The following is a 20513-nucleotide window of genomic DNA, read 5'->3' as shown; positions in this document are numbered from 1 at the left end:
AAGTAACGGAATCATCAGATTGTTTTCAGATACAGCTCCTGTAATTCCTGTGCTGTAAACGCTTTGGAAGGTAAATTCTGGACAAGTTCTCCCTGTTTCATAATACCGATATTGGTAGCAACACTTACCGCATTGAAAATATCATGAGTTGCCATTAAAACAGTTCTGCCTTCTTTACCCAGCTGCCTTACAATTTCTGTAAATTCTGCAGTAGCAATCGGATCCAGGCCGCTGGTAGGCTCATCCAGAAGAAGCACTTTGGCATCTTTGGCGAGGGCAATGGCAATTCCAACTTTCTGGCGCATCCCCTTGGAATAACCGCCCAATGCTTTATGATGGGCGGTTTCCTGCAAACCGGTACGTTTAAGGAGCGCAGACAGTTCATCTTTCTGGTAATCAAAACCTGCAATTTTGGAGAAAAAATCAAGGTTTTCTATTCCTGTAAGATGAGGATATAAAAGAACGGTTTCGGGAATATAGGCAAGATGTCTTTTAATCTTCTGAGGTTCCTCCTTTACCGAAATATTATTAATGAAGGCATCTCCGGATGTTGCTTTAATGAGTCCCAAAAGAATATTGATCGTTGTACTTTTTCCAGCTCCGTTTTGTCCGAGCAGTGCAAAAATTTCACCTTTTTTTACTTCCAGATTAAGAGAATGAAGGGCGGTAAAATCGTTGTATTTTTTATGTAGATTGACTGTTTTTAACATAGTTTTCTGTATTTATATTGTGAAAGAATGATGAATAAAGCAATGAAGATGAGATAGGGAAGAAGTATCTGTATCCATTTGATAGAGGAAGAGAATTTGAAAACCTCTATCGTTTGCTGTGCCCAGTTGACAGATTCCGCACTCTTGCCCGAAAAAATTAGAGGATAGAAGAACAGCCTTTTTTTCTCATGGAATTTTTTGAGTGATTCAGCATACTGCAAATGATTCTGCAGATCAGATTTTGCCAGATGACTTTCTACAAGCTGAGTATGTAGATTGGGAAGGAAATAACCTAAATAGGTTGCTACTTCATTCCGTTTTTGCATTTTTTCCGTATACTGTTCCGAAGATTTTGCCGATTCAAGATCTCCCATATGCTGCATGGCATAATACCAGGTCCAGGTGAATGCATCATTCTCTTCCACGGTAAAATTTCTGTATTGAGGATATGCTCTGTAGAACTTTTCCATCGTAGGCTGCTTAGCTTCATCCCATTTGTTGTGATAGCCTTCTCTCTGTTCCATCACAGCTTTAAGGGACTCATGTACCGGATAAAGCTTCTGTATCAGGATATTACTGCTCATCGGGATAATAAAATTGATGCCCACCCAAACAATCAGCAGAATTAATGCATTCTGAGCCGATGTTTTACGGAACGATACAATCCATCTGCATAAGGCAAACCAAAGGATAATATACAGCCAGCCACTGATGATAAAAGCAATATAATAAGAATCTAAAGGTATTTTTATCCATACTGAAGCGATGATAATTAATGCGAAATAAACAGCTGTAACAGCCAAAAGACGTACGAACATCTTGTGATCCAGAAACTTTTGTAAATTACCGCTCTGAACGGACAGCAGCTTCCAGGTTCCTTTTTCTTCTTCTTCAGAAATCAGATTATAGCAGAATGCGACAATCACCAGTGGAAATAGGAAAACAACAACGAAACTAAAGTCAAAATTTCCAACAGCTGCATTGGCGGGATTATAAAAATCTGCATTATAGCGCTGTTCTTCCAGATTCCGGATGGTTACTCCCTGAATAGAAGGGTTTAAATCACGCATTCCGATATTTAAAGCCGCCAATTTGGGTGTTTCATTCACCAGATTGAATTTAATATAATAAAGAACCAGTCCCAGATCATCCTTATGAAATTTTGTATTTCTTTCAATACTTTCTTTCTGAAATGCTCCGCTTCGGGAGATGATGTCTTCGTTCCTGTCCAGGAATTTTTTTCCTGTATAGATAGCCATAAGCCCTGCCATCAACAGAAACAGAAGTGCAATGATGTACGATTTATTACGGTAAAATTGGATATATAAATAACGGTTCATTTAGATGAGTTTTAATTTTCTTCCACTTATTTCGATAGCAATGATGCAGATAACCATCCACAGAACTAATGCAGCAGCAGGTATTGGCTGTTGCTTTAAACTTTTCAGAACAGAAGTATACTGATACTGAAAATCCGGAAACTTTTCCCAGTTGTGCCTGTCGATGACAGCTGCTGGTCCGCCGTTTTCCGGTTTAATATTGCTGATGTGCTCAATTTGTAAATCATTTAAGTACTGAGCCATTTTATAGCGATATTCTTCTGCCTGTTTCTGAAACTGGTTATAAGCAAAGAAATCTGTTCCTGCAGCAGTCATGGAAAAGTTTTTAATGGCAATAGCGGGATTAATGAATCCTGAAATATCAGTCAGATTTTGCTGTTTACTGTAAATGTTCTGCAGTTCTTTCTGATGTCTGATATAGATATGTGAACTTATTTTTTCCCCTTCCTTCATAACGAATCCGCCATAGTTGAAAGGAAGTTCATTGGTTGTTTTTACCTGATATTTTGCCAGTAAAGAATCCTTGATTTTTTTGAAATGCGGATCATCAGGATTATGGCTGTCTCCAGACTTTAAAATATCCTTTTCCAGGCTTGTTTCAAAAGCAATCCGTGAAGGGGCAGGATATAAATTCTGTGCTGCAAACTGAATTCCTTTAGGCAGAACGATAATAAAAAGAAGCCAGAACCCGATAAGGCTGATCAGTGCTGATGAGGTACGTTTACTATTGGCCGATACGATAACGGTCAATGTGCAGATAAAAAAATAATAAATCATGTAAGCGGGCAGCAGTAATGACAGACGTAATAGAATATCCGTCGAATCTGTTGTCTCGGACATCAATGCAGCGATGAAAACAACAGGAATTACGGGAATAAGAAAACAGAGAGAAAAGAGCCAGAGTCCCAGAATTTTACCCCAGATAATTGCTCTTCCGGAAGTTCCCTGAACACTGATGATTTTTAAAGTGGCATTCTCACGCTCCTGTACAATTAACCCAAATCCTGAAAAGAGAATAATCAACGGGACAATGCTCTGCAGAATAAATGCACTGCTGAACGCTCCGAATCTTACCAAAGTACCCGAGCTTCCCGCTTCCGACAGATTGGCGGTATTCTGTTTATGAGCCTCCAGAAATATGACATTTCCCAGAAAGTCATCCAGACCGTTGTCAAAAATATTCAGCGGATGTCCGATTCTGAAAACCAGATAGCCATAGTGAGCCATGCGGTGCGGATGCTTATCCGGTCTGTGTTCCCAGTTTTCCCGGACTTCCTTCCGGTATTCTTTTATTTTCGAAAAAGAATCGGTGTATTTTGTATATCCTATGCCAATACTCAGCATACAGAACAGGAGTACGGCAATCGTGGTGAACAGATTTTGTTTTCCTTTAAACAAATCCTGCCAGGTTTTTCTCACCATCAGTTGTAAATTAGAAATAGCCATAGTTTAAAATTTATAAGTAGCAGTTAGCAGATAATTTCTCGGAGTTCCCGGAAACAGTCTTAAGTAGTTCTGAGCTCCGATCCAATAGACTTTGTTGGTTATATTATTCAGATTGAAAGAGAGCTGGACCGTTTTTGCCGGAGTGTAATACAATGCTGCATCCAATGTCGTATAGGCAGGAAGTTCAAAGCTTCTTGTAAACCAGGGGATTTTAGAGCTTTGATACAGTATTCCGGCACCGATTCCGAAGTCTTTCAGAAATTCAATGTTTGAAAAATTGTAGCGTGTCCACATATTCACCGAATTTTTAGAAGTGTTTTCCTTTCTTTCTCCCACAAGATCACGGTTGGTGTCATCCAGTATTGTAGCATCAATATAGCTGTAGCCTCCGTAAATATGCCATTGAGGAAGGATATGTCCGGAAAATTCAGCTTCAAATCCACGGCTTCGGTCAGCACCTCGCTGTACAAGTTCATCAGGTTCTGAAGGATTATTGGCATTGATGATTATATTTCTTTGTTTGATTTCATACACTGCAAGATTCAATGAAATTCTGCCAAAAAGCTGCGCTTTGATTCCCAGTTCTTTAAGATCAGAAGTCAGAGGCTTAAATCGGGCTGCAGATCCGGTAAGGGCTGAGGTATTGGGCATCAGCGTTACGGTATTGGACTGGGGTTGATAGCCGGTTAAATAAGTTCCATATACATTGATATGATCCGTTACACTATAGGTAATCCCGAATCTGTACAGAAGTTTATTATTTTTGAACGATGACTCATTGGCTTCTTTGAAATTGGTGATATCCTGAAACCATTCCTGACGTATTCCCGATAATATTGTCAACTTTTTCCAGGTAAGAAGATGCTGAATATAAGCAGCATGCGTTATGGTAAGAGCAGAAGGCAAGGGTGTGATCACATTAAGGGTATTAAAATCAGTACCCTGATAATTGGCTGCTCCCGGATTCAGGTCAAATGGTGTTACATTAGGTTTGGGAATGATTGTTCCGTTATAATTGATGGTCTGATAATCCGACGCTTTTGCAGGATTATAAGAGGAAGTCACAGAGCCATTCTTTAAAAGAAAACCTCTTGCTGCATTCTGCTCTCCGCCTTTGCGTTTCTCCCAGATCTGGCTGTCGTAACCTATCAGAGCCTGATGCTGAACAGAACCCGTTTTGAATTTAAAATTGAAATACGCATTGATATTATCTGTTGCCCAGTTTTGTTTTCTTTGAACAAACTGCATCATGGCAAGGCTGGAAACCGGGATATTGTTCATATCAGGAACAAATGAATTGGTAGTTCTGTGCTCCTGAAGATTTTCTCTCCAGTATTGCTTCATATAAGATGCATTAAAGCTGATATATTGGTTAAAATGATGGGCAACGGTTCCCATCAGGATCAGTTCCCTTGTTTTAAAAAAATCATCAGGAGCTCCCAGGTTCAAAGATCGTGGAGTGCTGTATAAATCTGTTTTTCCTGCCACTGCCCCGAAAATAGGCTGTCCACGATCCAGATTTCCATAGAGATCATTGAAAATCATTTCCACATTCACGGATGTTTTTTCATTCGGAACAAAAGTGATGGAAGGGGAGATCAGGATACCAATGTTTTTAACATGATCCCTGAATGAACGGGCATTCTGATACGCTCCGTTAAAACGGTATAATAAAGTTTTGCTCTTATTTAAAGGACCTGTAAGATCTGTAGTAACACGATAAGTTTCAAAGCTTCCACCGGATAAACTGATTTCATGACGAGGATTGGATAATGGTTTTTTAGTAACCATATTGATCGTTCCTCCGGGATCTACACTGGACATAGTAATACTTGCCGGACCTTTGAAGACCTCCACACGTTCTATATTGGAAGTCATGGGCTGCAAAAAATAATATTGCCTTGTCCGCATTCCATTGATGATCTGGCCTTCTTCATTCTGGCTGATCCCACGGATGTTGTATTGATTATAATAGCTTGAAGGAGAAACACCGTTCACATTTTTCATGACATCTCCAAGCTGAAAAGCCTGGCGGTCGGTGATCAGTTCTTTGGTAACGGTATTGAGCGTTAAAGGCAGATCTTTGTTTTTCATCGCAATCTTGGTGGCAGCAAAAGAGTAGTCGGAAGTATAATCTTTAGACTTTCTTCCGATAACCTCGACAGTTTGTACCACCGTAGATAACGAATCTTCCGGACGTGACTGAGCACAAAGAAGTGATGAGACAGTGATGAAACCTGTACTGAAAAGCCTTACAGGATTTGGGGAAATACAATAAATTATTCCCGAATAATTAAAATTATTGGTAGTCATGAATAAGCATGTACGGGCAGCGAATGACCCATTAATAAAAGGATATCCTTAATTGTGTAAAGACACAGGTATCCACGGAATTACGGTACAGACCAAAAAATCTGTATACGAAATATTAAGGCAGCATCGATTAAGCTACCGCGGAAAATAAGGCTGGGGGAGCTCTGGAGCTGAAAAAGTCGAGAAGACAACGATAGGAAATGGCTTTTGGCTGCGGCATTTCATTATCACTGGTTGTGTCAATGGCAAAATCCATGTTCAACGAGTCAGGGAGAAGAATTTGTGTCATATGCATATGAAGGGCACACTGACATTCATCGTCCTGAGAAAAAGTAGGAATTTTCTCTTCTTTTGAACCTTTTTTATAAGTCACTTTACTTTTGGAGTGCCTGGCATGGTCAAGACATGTTGTAACCCCGCTGACATTTGAAACAAATATCAGAAGTAAAGAAAAAACAAAAAAGACTCTGAGAAATTTTTGCATAACAGAAAGCAAATGTACAATTTAATTTGATAAAAATTGAATGATGAAGAAAAAGTAGGTGATGTTTTCTTTAAAAATTAAAAATAATTCAGTTCCAATTACCATTTACCGGATCGAAATGATTGTCTATTTGGGGTTTGCAGCAATATTGATAAACAATGATATAAAATAAAGCACTCATAAAACTACGGTATTTCGTATATTATTTTAGGTGGATTCCATTTAAATAAGTTTATAATCAATGCATTATGATATTGTGCCTGTTTATTGATTACAGAATATTGTAAAAATAAATACATAATGAATACTAAAGAATTCAGAACTTTTGATATGCCCTGGGAAAAGGCATATGGCTATGTGCAATCTGTAAAAAGCGGTGACACGGTGTGGATCTCCGGACAGCTTGGCCACGATATGCAGGGAAATCTTGCAGAAGGAATGGAGAACCAGTTCAGACAGACCTATCAGAATATAGGCAAGTTGCTGAGTGAATTTGGATTACATGCCGGCCATGTTACAGAAGAAGTCATCTATGTTACCGATATGCAGGAAGGCTTTGAAAGCAGAAAGGTTTTTGGAAAAGAATTTTATGGTGAGTCCTGTATGGTTGCCAGTACCATTGTCGGAGTGACTGAGCTGGCACTTCCCGGGCAGAAAGTGGAAATTAAAGTTACAGCTAAAGTTTAAAGGGATTATCAGAATTCTATGTACTGTTTATTCGGTATATGATTGAGATCATATTCGACGGTATTGACACTTTATTATATTTGGGCATTGAAAATTTCATATTTCTGACAAATTACAGTATAACCTCTCAGTGATTCGGGAGGTTTTTTTGTGGAAAAATTTAAGTAATAATACTCCACAATTTGTTTTATGATTATTATTTATTTTCCTAAAATACAAATAATTAAACGCTGCCATTACGGTTTCCCGTAGAGAATGACTACAGCTTATCCGTATATTTACAAAGTTTTAAATAACAATAAGTACAGAAAGTTTTTTTAGCCTCCTCAGGGAGGTTTTTTTATGATCATAATCATAACTCCATTCATGGAGATTTATTAATTTTGAAATGTTAATCAAATTTTTTTTTATAAGTTTTATCCTCGGAAAGATCCGGGGATTTTTCATTGTATCATTTGGTATATCAAATTCAACCCTGGAAGCAGGCTTTGGAAGACTGTTTTTATGATCTTATGGATTAACAGGAAGATTGTAATCTGAAAAACAAAATCAATCGTAATTCCGGATCAGGCAGATGAGGTTATTTAATCTCATCTTTCAATTGTGTCACCACTATTTCAAGGGTCTTTTTTATTTTTTCAAATAAGGAATACAGTTCAGGAAATTCTTTATTTTGTTCCTTTGCAAGTAATTCAAGCTGTTTTACAATATCCTCAATAGAAACTATTCCTACAGACTGTATGCCCGGTCGGATTTTATCCATCAGTTTTGCAATTTCGGTGTAGTTTTTCTCTTCAAACGCTTTTTCCACCAATGGAATTATTGTCTCGGTCTGCATAATAAATAATGAGATCATTTTCTGTATAAATTCTTTATCACCCCTGCTGAGGGCTTGTATCTTTTTCAGGTTGTAGAGGCTTTTTTCATCTGTATCAGATACTGTCTCTGCAGTTTTTTCATGAATTTTGACATACTTATAAATGATATTCAGCAAATTTTCTTCATTAAAAGGCTTAGTGATATAATCATTCATTCCCGCGTTAATGCAATGATCTATTTCTGTTTTAAAAGCATTGGCCGTAAGTGCGATCACGGGAGTCTTAATTCCAAGTTCCTTTCTTACTATTTTAGTGGCTTCGATACCATCCATTTCCGGCATTTGCAGGTCCATCAAAATAATGTCAAATTCTTCTCTTTTTAAAATTTCTATGGCTATTTTACCATTTTCGGCTTTGGTAACGCTGCATTTAAAATGATGTAGTGATTTTTCGGCAACCAGCTGATTAAGAGCATTATCTTCCACCAGAAGAACCCTTGTGCCGGCGATGGAAATATGTTGATTTTTCCAGTCATTTTTTTTCAGATCCTCTTCACTGCCTCTGTCCAGAAGTAAAGTTATTGTAATAGATGTACCCGTATTTTTTTCACTTTCTACATTAATTTCACCCTTCATAAGGTAAATAAGTTCCCGTGTAATAGACATTCCAAGACCAGTACCTCCATATTTTCTCGAAATTGAACTGTCTTCCTGATTGAATTTTTTGAATATATCACGTACATATTCTTCACTCATTCCAATTCCAGTGTCCGTAATGCTGATTGAAATGGTCTGTTGGTCGGGGAAACTTTTCAGGACCCTGGATTCAACTCTGATCTGGCCCTCATTGGTGAATTTTAGCGAATTCCCAATAATATTATACAGAACCTGTTCAAGCCTTAACGAATCACCTTTTAAAACAGAAAAAATATCAGGTGAAAAATAGGTGATCAGTTTGAGTTTTTTCTCATCCGCTTTTGGTTTGAGAACAGAAATCACCTTTTGAATGCTGTCTTTTAAAGAAAAGCTTTTGTTTTCCAAAGACATTTCTCCGGATTCAATTTTAGAGATATCCAGTATATTATTGATAATTGATAACAAGTGTTGTGAAGCATTATAGCTGTTTTCTACAAATTCTTGCTGATCTGAAGACAGGTGGCTTCTTTTAAGTTCACGCAAAAAACCAATGATACCATTAAGAGGAGTTCGGATTTCGTGGCTCATATTGGCCAGAAAAACCTCTTTTGCCTTGGAGGCCTCCAGGGCTTTTGCTTTTTCAAGTTTTAATTCGTCTTCCAGTTTTTTTTGGTCGGTTATGTCAAGATGAATTCCTATGGATCCTAATAAATTTCCCTGATCATCATAACTGGGAGCTCCACTTATGGCCCACCATCTTGTTTCACCTTTCTTATTCCTGACAGGAAGCTGATACACACTGGAAACTCCTTTTTTTCTTAATTCTATCTGATCCTGTATGAAACGGATATTATTTTCTCCATACAGGAAAAGTTCACTGGGATTTTTACCAATGACTTCATCCAGTGAAAACCCTGAAACATCACAAAAACTCTGATTAGCGTAGCGGATAATTTCATGATTATCTACTTCAATGAGCCCTAAATTCATATTAGCAATGATATTACGGTATTTCTCTTCCTGTTGTTTTATGTAATCTTCGGCCCTTTTTCTTTTTCTCAGCTGTTCAGAAAGGTACAGGGATAATTCTTTAAGATCTTCTGATTTTTTTATTTCAATATCAGAATCAATAATCTTTAATGACTCATATAGATTGCTGATAGATTCCTGTTTAAGGGTATTTTCATCTTTAAGATTTTGATAAAGCTCCTGATATTCTTCTTCACTTTGTTTGAAAGCATAGTCCATGAGTTCCTTATCCCTATCAAATGATTTGTAAGATTCGTTAACTGCATTGATGAAATTAGTAAACTGCGAATGATTTTTAAAGTCGTCCGTAAGGTATTTATTAATCTGCCTTTCAAGCAAATTGTGTAATTTGATTTCCATAGCTATTCAATTTCATTCACTGTGGTAATGGTAATGGTTTGATTGTGCAGAGCACAGTTGCCAAACGGGCTTAAAGGAGATAATTCTCCATATGAATAAAATCCGGTCAGTACCGTATCTGATTTGAAAACATCCCGAACAATATCTGCTTCTTCATACACTCTGTCACCCAGTACGATCTTTCTTCCCACGCAGCTGATAATGATTCCCAGTTTAATGTTATGTTGGGTCATCCGGAGGCATTCATTGGCTGCGTCATTTGCTGCATCAATAAGCCTGTCCATATTGGCTTTCATAAACCTTACTTTGCTTCCTTCCGGTAAATCTCCTGCAAAAATCATTGTGTCATCTTTAATGGACAGAATCGTTCTCACTACTGATGACGGATCTCTGGATAGCTTAAGCGATAACGGAAAAAGCAGGGCAGAGCCGGGAAGCTCTTCAGCATATTTTCCCAGATATTTTTTATAGAGATCCAGTGCGTTTTTATTATCAATCTCGTAAAGAAGATTATTTTGTGATTTTGTAACTATCCTTTCAAGTCCGAAGCTTTCCCAGCCTCCGATTGAAGAATGTGATAATTCAAGATGTTCGCCATAAAATCCAACAGCAAGAATTTTATTGGGCTGGGGAACCTGATTGAGCCCAACCACTGTTTTTTCAAATTTATCCCCATCTCCGGCAAGTCCTCCTGAGATCAAAACTTTATCCGGACGGCTGGCGTTAAGCCCATGTACCAGCTGGCTGCCATTTACCTTGCTGCCATCTGATAGGATGAATACCCATCTAAGCCCTTCTGAAGGCAGATTTTCAATTAATTTTTTTCCTGCGTCATAGCTGTCTGAAAAATCTTCAATATCAATTTGTGACGTTTTTATGGAAGATGTTGAAAAACTAATTGCGGTTAAAACAACGGTTCCGTCATACACTTCATTACAGAAAATTTCTCCTGAGGAAGAAGAGAGAGCGATCTCTGCGTTCGGGAACTTTTCCTTTAAAAGAATAAAAAAATCTTCCTTCTCGATAATACTTCTGGTTCCGAATCCTATGACGAGCTGCACTTCGTGATAGTCAAGCTTTTCTTCATTTCTTTCTGATTTGAAGTCGCCGTTTATAAAAAGTAATTTGGCAACTTTCATATAATTATTTGCTGTTTCAAGGTTATTAATCGCTTATAAATAATTTATTTCCTATTTCTTTTAGATGGCCTCAATCTGTTTAAAGAGTTCATCAGCTTGAATGTCAGGCAATCCAAGGTCGGCATAGATTATATTATGGTACAGGTAAGTGTTTGAATTACAGTTTTTTGTGTTGGGCGATAGCGGGACTTTATAAGCGGGATTTAGCTGGAGATGATATTTTAACATTCCTCCAAAGAAATTATCATCGTCGACTATAAATATTTTACACATTTGCGTTGGTTTTTAGTTTAAGGTTACTACTAAAATAAGTAATTTTCATCAACTAATGAATTATTTTATCATAAAGGTTGATAAATTTAAATTATAATTGATTATTATTGAATATTATGTATGGAAGCAGCGGGTGAGTCTTTGATTTTATTAAAGCAGGTTTCACTTATTCGCAGCCTTTTTTTTGAAATAACCCCTCAATAAAAAGTTGTTTCTGGCCGCAGCCTCTAATTCCCTGAGCTCATCAACCCCTTTACCGATATTAGTAATGGTAGAATCTACCGACCTTCCCAGTCTTGGATTATCAACCAATTTGGAAACTACATTTTCATCATTGTTGATTTTTGTAGTAAATTTTTTCAGATCCTCAGAAGATTTCTCCAGATTGGTCAATGTTTTTCCCAATGAGGCTGCTAAAGTATCATTTGTCGTTATTTGGGAAAGTATATTGTTCTTATCATTGAGCTTCGCAGCGAAAAGGCTGATCTGCCCTGCACTGTTTTTTAAATCAAGAATACTGCTTTCCATATTATCGCTCAGGCTTTTATCAGTAAATACCCTGTAAATAATTCCATCCTTATTGTGGAGAACAGGAGTGAATGAAGCAAAATCATTCATGCTTGACTGAAGATTCTGTACCGTTTTGTCTATACGGTCTGCAAAATCTTTACTGGTCATTATTTTTACCAGTAAACCATCCTTATTGTTCATCTTGGCTGTGAAATCAACCAGTCCGGTGGTGACAGTCCGGATATTGTCTGCGCTTTTCTTAATGCTGAAAAGAACATCTTCAATTTCCTTGGTTTTGTATGAAGCAATTACAGCATCGTTACCAACTATATTGGCAGAGCCCGTTCCCGGAGAAATAACAAGTACTTTATCACCAACCAATCCGTCTGAAGCAATGCTTGCGACAGCATCTGTCTTAATATACTGCTGAACATCTTTTTTGATGCTCATTTTTACCATAACCAGTGAATCAGAAATAAAATCTATTTTACTGACAGTTCCGATATTGATCCCTGAAAGGCGCACATTGCTGCCTTGTTTTAATCCGCTTACATTTTCGAATTCTGAACGCAGAATAAAGTTAGAACCAAATATATTTCTTTTAAGGCCAATAAAATAGATGGTCAATATAAAGAGAATGATCCCTGCGATAACAAAGATTCCTAATTTCAGATTATTTGATGATTCGTTTTTCATGATTTACTCCGTTTACTTTTCAAAAAATGATTTTATCCAGCTGTCCGTACTGCTTTCAACAGATTGATAGGTTCCTTCCATATTAACCTTTCCATCTTTCAGTACAATAACCCGGTCACTGGTATACTTTGCACATAGTAAATCATGGGTGATAATGATAGACGTTGTATTGAACTTCTGCTTAATGCTGCGTATCAGCTCTATAATTTCTTTGGCAGTAATCGTATCCAGCCCTCCGGTAGGTTCGTCATAGATCATTATTTCAGGCTTGATGATCAGAGCTCGTGCGAGGCCTATTCTTTTGCGCATTCCTCCTGAAAGTTCTGATGGCATTTTGTCGATGGCTTCTTCAAGGCCGACATTGCTTAGCGCTTCTGTAATGGATTGGTCTATTGCTTCTTCACTCAGCTTTTTATTATGATGCTGTAAGGTGAATGCTAAATTTTGTCTCACCGTCATAGAATCATATAAGGCTCCGCTTTGAAACAGAAAACCAATTTTTTTCCTCACCTTGTTAAGTTCTTCTTCATTAAGGCTGGTGATCGCTTGTCCGGCAATATAGATGTCTCCTTCATCAATTTTGGTAAGACCTACAAGACATTTTACTGTAACGGACTTTCCTGAGCCTGATCTTCCTAATATCACCAGATTTTCTCCTTTTTTAACCTGAAAGCTGATCCCGTCCAATACCTTATTATTGCCATAAGATTTGCATACATTCTTAAACTCGATAAGCGGTCCGTTAATCAGAGGTAAGGTAAATTCAGCGTTAAGGTTTTCATATGTTTTCATTACAGTTCAAAAAATAAATCCGCAATCTGTACTGCGAGCAAGTCAATAATAAAAATCATCAGGGAAGCTGAAACTACGGCTGTGTTGGCAGCTTTTCCTACACTCTTTGTTCCTCCTTCAGCACTAAAACCATGATAACAGCCGATAATTCCGATAAAAAAACCGAAAAAAAATGTTTTCAGGGTTGCCGGAAGAAGATCGGCAAATTCCAGTGATTCAAAAACATGAGAAAAATAGTGACTGATACTATTATCTCCGTGAATATTGATTCCTATAAAACCTCCCAGAATTCCCACCAGATCGGCAAAAATTACCAGGATAGGGATCATTAATGTTGTGGCAAGAGTTCTTGTCACTACAAGATAACGGTAAGGATTAATGGCAGAAACCTCCATAGCATCAATCTGTTCGGTAACCTTCATGGATCCAAGCTCGGCACCTATTCCGGATGAAACTCTTCCTGCACAGATTAAAGCGGTAATAACCGGGGCAATTTCTCTTATTAATGAAAGGGAAACCATACCCGGTATCCAGGATTCAGCCCCAAATCTGGACATTGCCGGACGTGACTGAATGGTAAGTACCAGCCCCATAATAAAAGCAGTTACGGTGACCAGAGGCAATGACTGGTATCCCACAACAAAACACTGTCTGGCAAACTCTTTATATTCAAAACCGGGTTTCATCATCTCTCTGAAAAACCGGGCAGAAAAGGAGGCAATATTGCCTGCAAGAGCAAAGCTTTTTGTAAGAAAAGGTTTCACAATATTCTGTTTAATTTCTGATAACCGGAATCGTTTACTTATACATTGTATTCATAATCAACTTCCAGTTTGTTTTTTAAATGTTTAATACCAGGAGTTTTCCAGGCAATCCGGCCTGCTTCTTCCTTTTGCTGCCATGAATGGACAGTTCCTGTCAGGGTTACTGTTGTATCAGATACAGAAACCGTTATTTCTCTTTCATCAACAGCACTTCTTTTCAATGCTTCCTCTACTTTTTTTTTGTTTACTGTATCATCAGTATCGGGATTGATGGTAATATTATTAAAGATACCTTTTATTCCGGGGAGGAATTGTATTGCATTTTCAGTAATCTCTCTCTGATAATCCCAGGGAAGCTCACCATCCAGATCTACCCATCCGTTTTCGACCTTAACCTTTATCTTATCCTGAGGAATAATAACATTGGAAGTAAAAGCACTGATAATTTCAGCACCAATTTCAGCATCAGTTTTTACCTTTGAATCCGGGAGTTTTACCTGGATGTTTTCTACCAGTACCTTTACTCCGGCTACATTTCTGGCTGCATTTTCTGCCTGTTTCTTTTTCGAAAAGCTATCAACAGTTCCGGTTAAAGATACAACCCCGTCTGCTGCCGTAACTCCTATTTCTGCAGGATGGAGCAGAGGTTCCCACTTGATGGCATCCTGTACATCTTGCTGTAATTGTTCATTTGTTTTCATCTGTAGTCAATTTTATACTTCAAAGTTCAGGAAGACTTACAGGTAAAGGAATGATGGCAGTCATTCTGAAAAATGATGTTGATCATATGACGGTTGTGTATATAATTTTTAAGTTGATTTATCAAAAACAGATGATTACTGTATTCATATAAGAAAAATATGGGACAGGATTATGTCATTTTTTTATGTGATAAGGGTCATTATTCATCAGGCAATGAATTTGGAACTTTACATTCATAAATTAAGCATTATGAAGACTTTATTGAACTGGATAACTGTTATTTTCAGTATTACATTTTTCCACGGACAAGATATAAGTACTGCCAATCAAATAGCAATTGTACTCCGTGATAAAGCTGAACTTATGGAACTGCACTTTCCAAAATCTGTCAACCAGTTTTATCATCAATACGGGTTTGAATATGTCTGGATCAATCCCTCTGTAAAGAAGAGCGTGCTTCAGGATGCTATTCTTTTATTGAAAGATACCGGTAAAAGAGGATTGTCTTCCAAAGATTACCATGAACAGAGTCTTACCCCGGAAATTTTAAATACTGCTGCGGGGCAAACTCAATATACAGACACCAAAGAAAATGCTGTAACTGATATTTTAATGACAGATGCTCTTATTACTTACATCAATTACCTGCACTTTGGAAAGTACAATCCTTTTTACAGTTCGTCTTTTATTGATGGTAATAATATAGAAGGTTTTAAGGCGGTAGAAATATTGTATCAGGCATTACAGAAAGATGATTTTCAAAAAGCAGTTATGGATGTTCAGCCTGAAATTCAGGAATACGTTGATTTTCAGAATTATCTGAATTCTAATTATAGCGATGGTGTTAAAAGCCGGGAAGAAGAATTCAAAAAGATAGCTATTAATATGGAGCGTTTGCGCTGGATGGACGTAAGCAGGAGTACTTATCTGTTGGTGAACATTCCTTCTTATTCTCTGGATTTTGTTCAGAAAGACAGGATATTCCATTATAAAGTGATTGTAGGAAAACCCTCTACGCCAAGTCCTGTTTTAAAGAGTACCGTTGATTATTTTACAACTGCTCCTGACTGGAAAGTTCCTCAAAATATATTCATAAAAGAAATGCTTCCTAAAATAGTAAAAAACAGCCGGTATCTCGAAGATCATCATTGTTCACTGTATGACAGATCAGGAAAAGCAATACTTGCTACTTCTTCAAATTTGAAACAAATATATAAAAACCCGTATCAATACAGTATAAGGCAGTCTTCCGGCTGTGATAATGCGCTTGGAGCTGTCGTTTTCAGGTTTTCAAACTCCTATGGGGTATACCTTCATGATACCTCTCAGAAACAATTATTTGAAAAGACGCAGCGGGCCTTAAGCCATGGATGCATCCGTGTAGAAAATGCAGGAGACCTGGCTGCCCGGCTGTTGAAATATGATGGTGCTGAAAAAGAGATCCCGCTTATGAAATCTTTTATGGATCGTTATGAAAGAAAAGATTTTGTTTTAAAACAACCGGTTCCTATCATGATTGCTTACCTTACTTGCCTTATCAAAAACGGAAAGGTGGTATTCTATAATGATATTTATAATCTTGATCCTATCCTGGAACGTAAACTTCAATTTTAATACCTAAAATAATGAGAACAATTGTAGTACCCACCGATTTTTCAGAGCCCGCCAGAGCTGCTGCAGAATATGCTCTTCACCTGGCACATACATTAAAAAGTAATATAGAGCTGTGTCATGCCTTCCATATTCCTGTAGAAGAGCCGATGCTCGGACAGACCGCATGGACTTTATATGAATATCCTGTACTAAAGAAAGAATATGAGGATGAATTGAAGAAAGAGGTAAAAAGTATTGAATATAAAGAAAAGCATTTGTGGGGAGAGGATTCTTTTCCTTTTCATCCTTCCATCTATTATACATGCGAAACAGGAGATCCCATACGGCTGATCAACGATACAGCGGCTAGAAACAGAACATTACTGGTGGTAATGGGAATGAAAGGAGCAAGCAATCTTGCACGGTTTCTTCTGGGGAGCAATAGTATCAAAATGATTGAGTATACTGAATATCCATTACTTCTCATACCGGCAGGATATCAATATCAGGACCTGAAAAAGATTGCATTTGCTACAGATTTGAATATACAGGATATAAAAATATCACATGCGCTGATCAAATTTGCGAAGTATTTCAATGCTGAGCTGCTTATTACCCATATCACAGACACCGCTGTTGATCTTATAGATAACACATCCTATCAGCAGAAGAAAGATACTTTTTTTAGAGATCTGGAAGGAAAAATCTGTTATAACTATATTGAAAGCGAGAGCATTGATACCGGACTGAACATTTTAAAAGAGAAAAGCATCGATATGCTGGTTATGGGTCATCAGCAAAAAGGTTTTATAGGCAGGCTTATTGCCGGTAGTCATGCAGCCAGACAAGCTCACGATTTGCAGATTCCTTTATTGATTATTCCGGAAGGAGGACACATCTATTTTTAAACTCCGGAATATTGATAAAAATAATAATTAAAAAATATTTATTTGTTAACATATTAAAGTGTTTCATAGGAGATTGATTTAAAATACTTATCTTTAATAAGGGTAAGTATTTATTTTTTTATGGAAAGCACCAGACTCTTACAAGCAATTATTGAAACAGCAATAGACGGGATTATTACTATTGACAGTCAGGGTAAGATTGAAAATTTAAATCCCTCTGCGTTAAAGATATTTGGGTACAGAGAAGAAGAGTTAATTGGTAAAAATATTTCTGTATTAATGCCGGAACCCGATCACAGCAGACACGATGGTTATCTTCTGCGCTATCAGCAGACAGGAGAGAAAAAAATAATTGGTAAAGGCAGAGAAGTAAAAGGACTTAGAAAAGATGGCACCCAGTTTCCATTCAGGCTTGCTGTAAGCGAAGTCCAGCTCCAGGACAGGGTTATTTATACCGGGTTTATTCACGACCTGTCTAAAGAGAAAGAAGCTGAGGAATTTCTTAAAAAATACACCGGAGAACTTGAAGACCTGGTTGAAAAGAGAACAAAATCTCTTCAGGAGATGCTAAGTGCTTTGGAAAAAGCAAAAGAAGAAGCGAATCTTTCCCTTGAAAAAGAAAAGGAGCTTAACCGGATGAAAAGCCGTTTTGTATCTATGGCTTCGCATGAATTCCGTACCCCTTTAAGCTCTATGCAGCTTTCTGTCGTTCTTATTGAAAAATACCTTCAGCTTGCTGATCATTCTCAAATCCTGAAACATCTTCATAAAATAAAAAATGCAATTGCTGGTCTCAACGGGATTCTTAATGATTTTCTTTCCCTGGAAAAACTGGAAGCGGGTATGGTAACCCCGGCATATAATGAGTTTGATATTATAAAATTCTCAGAAGAACTTGTAGAAGAAATGCAGCTGATTACCAAAGACAATCAAATTATAATTTACCAGCATACGGGAGTAGAAAATCTTGTCAGTCTGGATCAGAATTTATTAAGAAACTGCCTCATGAATCTGATCAGTAATGCTATAAAGTATTCCGGGGAAAATACACTTATTGAGTTTTGTACGGAAATAAATAAAGAATATTACCTGATGACGGTAAAAGACAATGGAATAGGGATTCCTGAAGATGATCATGCAGGGCTCTTCCAGCCTTTTTTCAGGGCTCATAATATTGGTAATATTCCGGGAACCGGTCTGGGACTAAACATTGTTCTCCGGTATGTTAATCTGATGAACGGGAATATAGATTTTAATAGCGAGCCTGGTAAAGGAACTCAGTTTACGTTGTCTTTTACAAGGAAATAAGTTCATTATGTATGGAAAAAACAAAAATATTGATCATTGAGGATCATGATGACATCCGGGAAAGCACATCCGAAATTCTGATGCTGGCCGGCTATGAGGTTTTGCAGGCAAAAAATGGCAGACAGGGAGTGGAGCTGGCCATCAGATATATCCCTGACATCATATTGTGTGATATTATGATGCCTGAGCTCGATGGGTATGGAGTATTATATCTTTTAAGCAAAAGAGAAGAAACTTCACTGATCCCCTTTGTCTTTATTACAGCTAAAGCGGACAGGGCAGAAATACGCAGGGGAATAGAAATGGGGGCGGATGATTATCTGACAAAGCCGTTTGATGATATTGAACTTTTAAATGCTATTGAGAGCAGGCTTAAGAAAAGAGAGCATCAGAAAAAATTTTATAGCGCTAATGATGACCAGATGAACCATTTGTTCCGATCTGTAAGTGGTCTTGAAGAACTGAAAAAATCTTTTGATGTCCGCAAAATCAAAACTCTCAAAAAGAAACAGATTATATACACTGAAGGTGATACGGCAAATGCTGTGTACCTCATACTTTCCGGGTCGGTAAAAACTACAAAAATGACAGAGGAGGGAAAGGAGCTGATGACATGTGTATATTACCCTGACGAATATTTTGGAATTACCTCATTGTTTACAGGAAGAGAGTATAAAGAAACGGCCGAAGTACTTGAAGATGCTGCTTTATGTTCTATTCCCAGAGAAGAGCTGGATCAGCTGGTCTGTAAATATCCTGATGTTGCTGAAAAGTTTATTAAAATTCTTGCACAGAATGTGGTCAATCATGAACAGCAGCTTTTACATCTCGCTTATTTTTCAGTAAGAAAAAGAATGGCAGAAATTCTCAGCAGATTATATCAGGTGCATTCGGAGACGGGAAATTTTGAAATTTCCAGGGAGAATCTCGCTTCTATGGCCGGTATGGCTATCGAGACAGTAAGCAGGATACTCGGAGACTTTAAAGAAGAAGGTCTTATTGACAGAAATGCTGGAAGGATTACAATTTTGGACATTACCCGATTACAGAAGATGAAAAATTAAAATACAGATCATCTTTAATAATGATTTTGCACACGGCTGGCTTTTTTATTCTTCAATACATTTGATGAATGAACAGAAGCTATGAAAGTGATCGCATATAATATAAGTCAGATTGACAAACAATTTCTTGCTTTAGCCAATCATAAAAGACATAAAATTACCATCATCAGCGTTCCGTTGGATGAGGCAACAGTATATTTTGCCCAGGCAAAGGATGTTGTTATCATTACCGATGATGACTGTTCTGTTTCGCCCTCAATTTTTAAAATTCTTATTTCATTAGGAGTCAGATATATTATAGCATGGCTTAACGACCCTTTAAAAGATGATGTGCCCGGAATACGGAATGACAGTTTACGATGGACATCTGTTAGAAATGCAGATCCGTCCGGTGCCTGGGAAGTTATCAATATTATCAATAGGTGGCAGAAGGATGATGACGATCACAATTAAGTACAATCACTGTCACGGTTTCTGAATACGCCTTATGGTACCTTTGATATCTAATCAAAAACGGTTATTATGAAAACTTTAGCCCAAAAACAATCTGCAGTAAAACTATTAACAGAAGAGTTCTGGAGTAAAAACGAAATTGTTAACCAGCCTGCTAAAATAGAACATTCAGTGAATATCATTGATAAAAACGGGAATTATAAGATACAGGTTAATGCTCCCGGCTTTAAGAAAGATGATTTTAAGATAAAGATAGAAAACGGCGTTTTGAATATTCAGGCTTATACATCAGATAAAAAAGAAGAAATTAAAAAAAATTATGTAAGAAAAGAATTTCTAACCTCTTCTCTTGCGAGAAGTTTCAGGCTTCCGGAAGGTATTGATGTCAGTAATATCAAAGCCCGCTATAAAAATGGCCGGCTGTACATTAAAATGGGTAAAGCCAATACCGTAAAACAAATGAATAAAAAAGTAAAAGTCCAGTAAATG

At 37.4% G+C, this 20513-nt stretch carries 18 protein-coding genes; 7 read left to right on the top strand and 11 right to left on the bottom strand.

The genetic code is table 11. From position 1 onward, the window contains the following. Positions 1-14: 14 nt before the first annotated feature. From AC5YGI_RS07725 to AC5YGI_RS07705, 5 genes are all read right to left on the bottom strand, one after another. Complete coding sequence (locus AC5YGI_RS07725; protein WP_202842563.1) at positions 15-710, bottom strand: ABC transporter ATP-binding protein; 696 nt, start codon at positions 708-710, stop codon at positions 15-17. Further along, on the bottom strand, positions 704-2050 hold the full coding sequence (locus tag AC5YGI_RS07720; protein ID WP_496167941.1) for an ABC transporter permease: 1347 nt from the start codon (positions 2048-2050) through the stop codon (positions 704-706). Before AC5YGI_RS07720 ends, AC5YGI_RS07725 begins: the two co-directional genes overlap by 7 nt. Beyond that, positions 2051-3496, bottom strand: coding sequence for an ABC transporter permease (locus tag AC5YGI_RS07715; protein ID WP_496167939.1), 1446 nt, complete (start codon positions 3494-3496; stop codon positions 2051-2053). It abuts the gene before it with no gap. A 3-nt stretch (positions 3497-3499) separates the two neighbouring features. Continuing rightward, on the bottom strand, positions 3500-5809 hold the full coding sequence (locus AC5YGI_RS07710; protein ID WP_496167938.1) for a TonB-dependent siderophore receptor: 2310 nt from the start codon (positions 5807-5809) through the stop codon (positions 3500-3502). Positions 5810-5939: 130 nt separating this feature from the next. After that, positions 5940-6293, bottom strand: a complete 354-nt coding sequence (locus AC5YGI_RS07705; protein WP_496167937.1) for a hypothetical protein — start codon at positions 6291-6293, stop codon at positions 5940-5942. 300 nt (positions 6294-6593) lie between these two features. Between AC5YGI_RS07705 and AC5YGI_RS07700 the strand changes: the two genes are divergently transcribed. Next, entirely contained in the window at positions 6594-6980 is a 387-nt protein-coding gene (locus tag AC5YGI_RS07700) for a Rid family hydrolase (protein WP_330746226.1), read from the top strand. Between the two features lie 580 nt (positions 6981-7560). On the opposite strand, the gene AC5YGI_RS07695 is transcribed toward AC5YGI_RS07700, so the two are convergent. The 6 genes from AC5YGI_RS07695 to AC5YGI_RS07670 all read right to left on the bottom strand — a co-directional run bounded on the left by AC5YGI_RS07695 (position 7561) and on the right by AC5YGI_RS07670 (position 14697). Then, on the bottom strand, positions 7561-9822 hold the full coding sequence (locus AC5YGI_RS07695; RefSeq protein ID WP_330746227.1) for a PAS domain-containing hybrid sensor histidine kinase/response regulator: 2262 nt from the start codon (positions 9820-9822) through the stop codon (positions 7561-7563). Positions 9823-9824: 2 nt separating this feature from the next. Then, positions 9825-10961 (bottom strand): FIST signal transduction protein, encoded by a 1137-nt coding sequence (locus AC5YGI_RS07690; protein WP_330746228.1) that lies wholly within the window; start codon positions 10959-10961, stop codon positions 9825-9827. A 435-nt stretch (positions 10962-11396) separates the two neighbouring features. Continuing rightward, a complete protein-coding gene (locus AC5YGI_RS07685) occupies positions 11397-12440 on the bottom strand; it encodes an MlaD family protein (RefSeq protein WP_496167936.1) in 1044 nt (347 codons plus the stop codon). 12 nt (positions 12441-12452) lie between these two features. Further along, on the bottom strand, positions 12453-13232 hold the full coding sequence (locus tag AC5YGI_RS07680) for an ABC transporter ATP-binding protein (protein WP_454510092.1): 780 nt from the start codon (positions 13230-13232) through the stop codon (positions 12453-12455). After that, complete coding sequence (locus AC5YGI_RS07675; protein ID WP_496167935.1) at positions 13232-13996, bottom strand: MlaE family ABC transporter permease; 765 nt, start codon at positions 13994-13996, stop codon at positions 13232-13234. Before AC5YGI_RS07675 ends, AC5YGI_RS07680 begins: the two co-directional genes overlap by 1 nt. 38 nt (positions 13997-14034) lie before the next feature. Next, on the bottom strand, positions 14035-14697 hold the full coding sequence (locus AC5YGI_RS07670; protein ID WP_330746232.1) for a BON domain-containing protein: 663 nt from the start codon (positions 14695-14697) through the stop codon (positions 14035-14037). Between the two features lie 250 nt (positions 14698-14947). On the opposite strand from AC5YGI_RS07670, the gene AC5YGI_RS07665 reads away from it, so the two are divergent. The 6 genes from AC5YGI_RS07665 (at position 14948) to AC5YGI_RS07640 (ending at position 20510) form a co-directional block, all read left to right on the top strand. Beyond that, complete coding sequence (locus AC5YGI_RS07665; RefSeq protein ID WP_496167933.1) at positions 14948-16312, top strand: L,D-transpeptidase family protein; 1365 nt, start codon at positions 14948-14950, stop codon at positions 16310-16312. 11 nt (positions 16313-16323) lie between these two features. Then, positions 16324-17199 (top strand): universal stress protein, encoded by an 876-nt coding sequence (locus AC5YGI_RS07660; RefSeq protein ID WP_496167931.1) that lies wholly within the window; start codon positions 16324-16326, stop codon positions 17197-17199. Positions 17200-17319: 120 nt separating this feature from the next. Further along, positions 17320-18507, top strand: a complete 1188-nt coding sequence (locus AC5YGI_RS07655; RefSeq protein ID WP_330746235.1) for a PAS domain-containing sensor histidine kinase — start codon at positions 17320-17322, stop codon at positions 18505-18507. 11 nt (positions 18508-18518) lie between these two features. Then, on the top strand, positions 18519-19571 hold the full coding sequence (locus AC5YGI_RS07650; protein ID WP_496167930.1) for a response regulator: 1053 nt from the start codon (positions 18519-18521) through the stop codon (positions 19569-19571). An 81-nt stretch (positions 19572-19652) separates the two neighbouring features. After that, positions 19653-20024, top strand: a complete 372-nt coding sequence (locus AC5YGI_RS07645; protein ID WP_496167929.1) for a hypothetical protein — start codon at positions 19653-19655, stop codon at positions 20022-20024. 69 nt (positions 20025-20093) lie between these two features. Then, positions 20094-20510: an Hsp20/alpha crystallin family protein gene (locus tag AC5YGI_RS07640; protein ID WP_110008728.1), complete on the top strand. Its 417-nt coding sequence runs from the start codon at positions 20094-20096 to the stop codon at positions 20508-20510. The last annotated feature ends 3 nt before the right edge of the window (positions 20511-20513 follow it).

It is taken from the genome of Chryseobacterium sp. CS3K3.1 (genome assembly GCF_059515165.1).
This window is presented reverse-complemented; position numbering and strand designations above follow the sequence as displayed.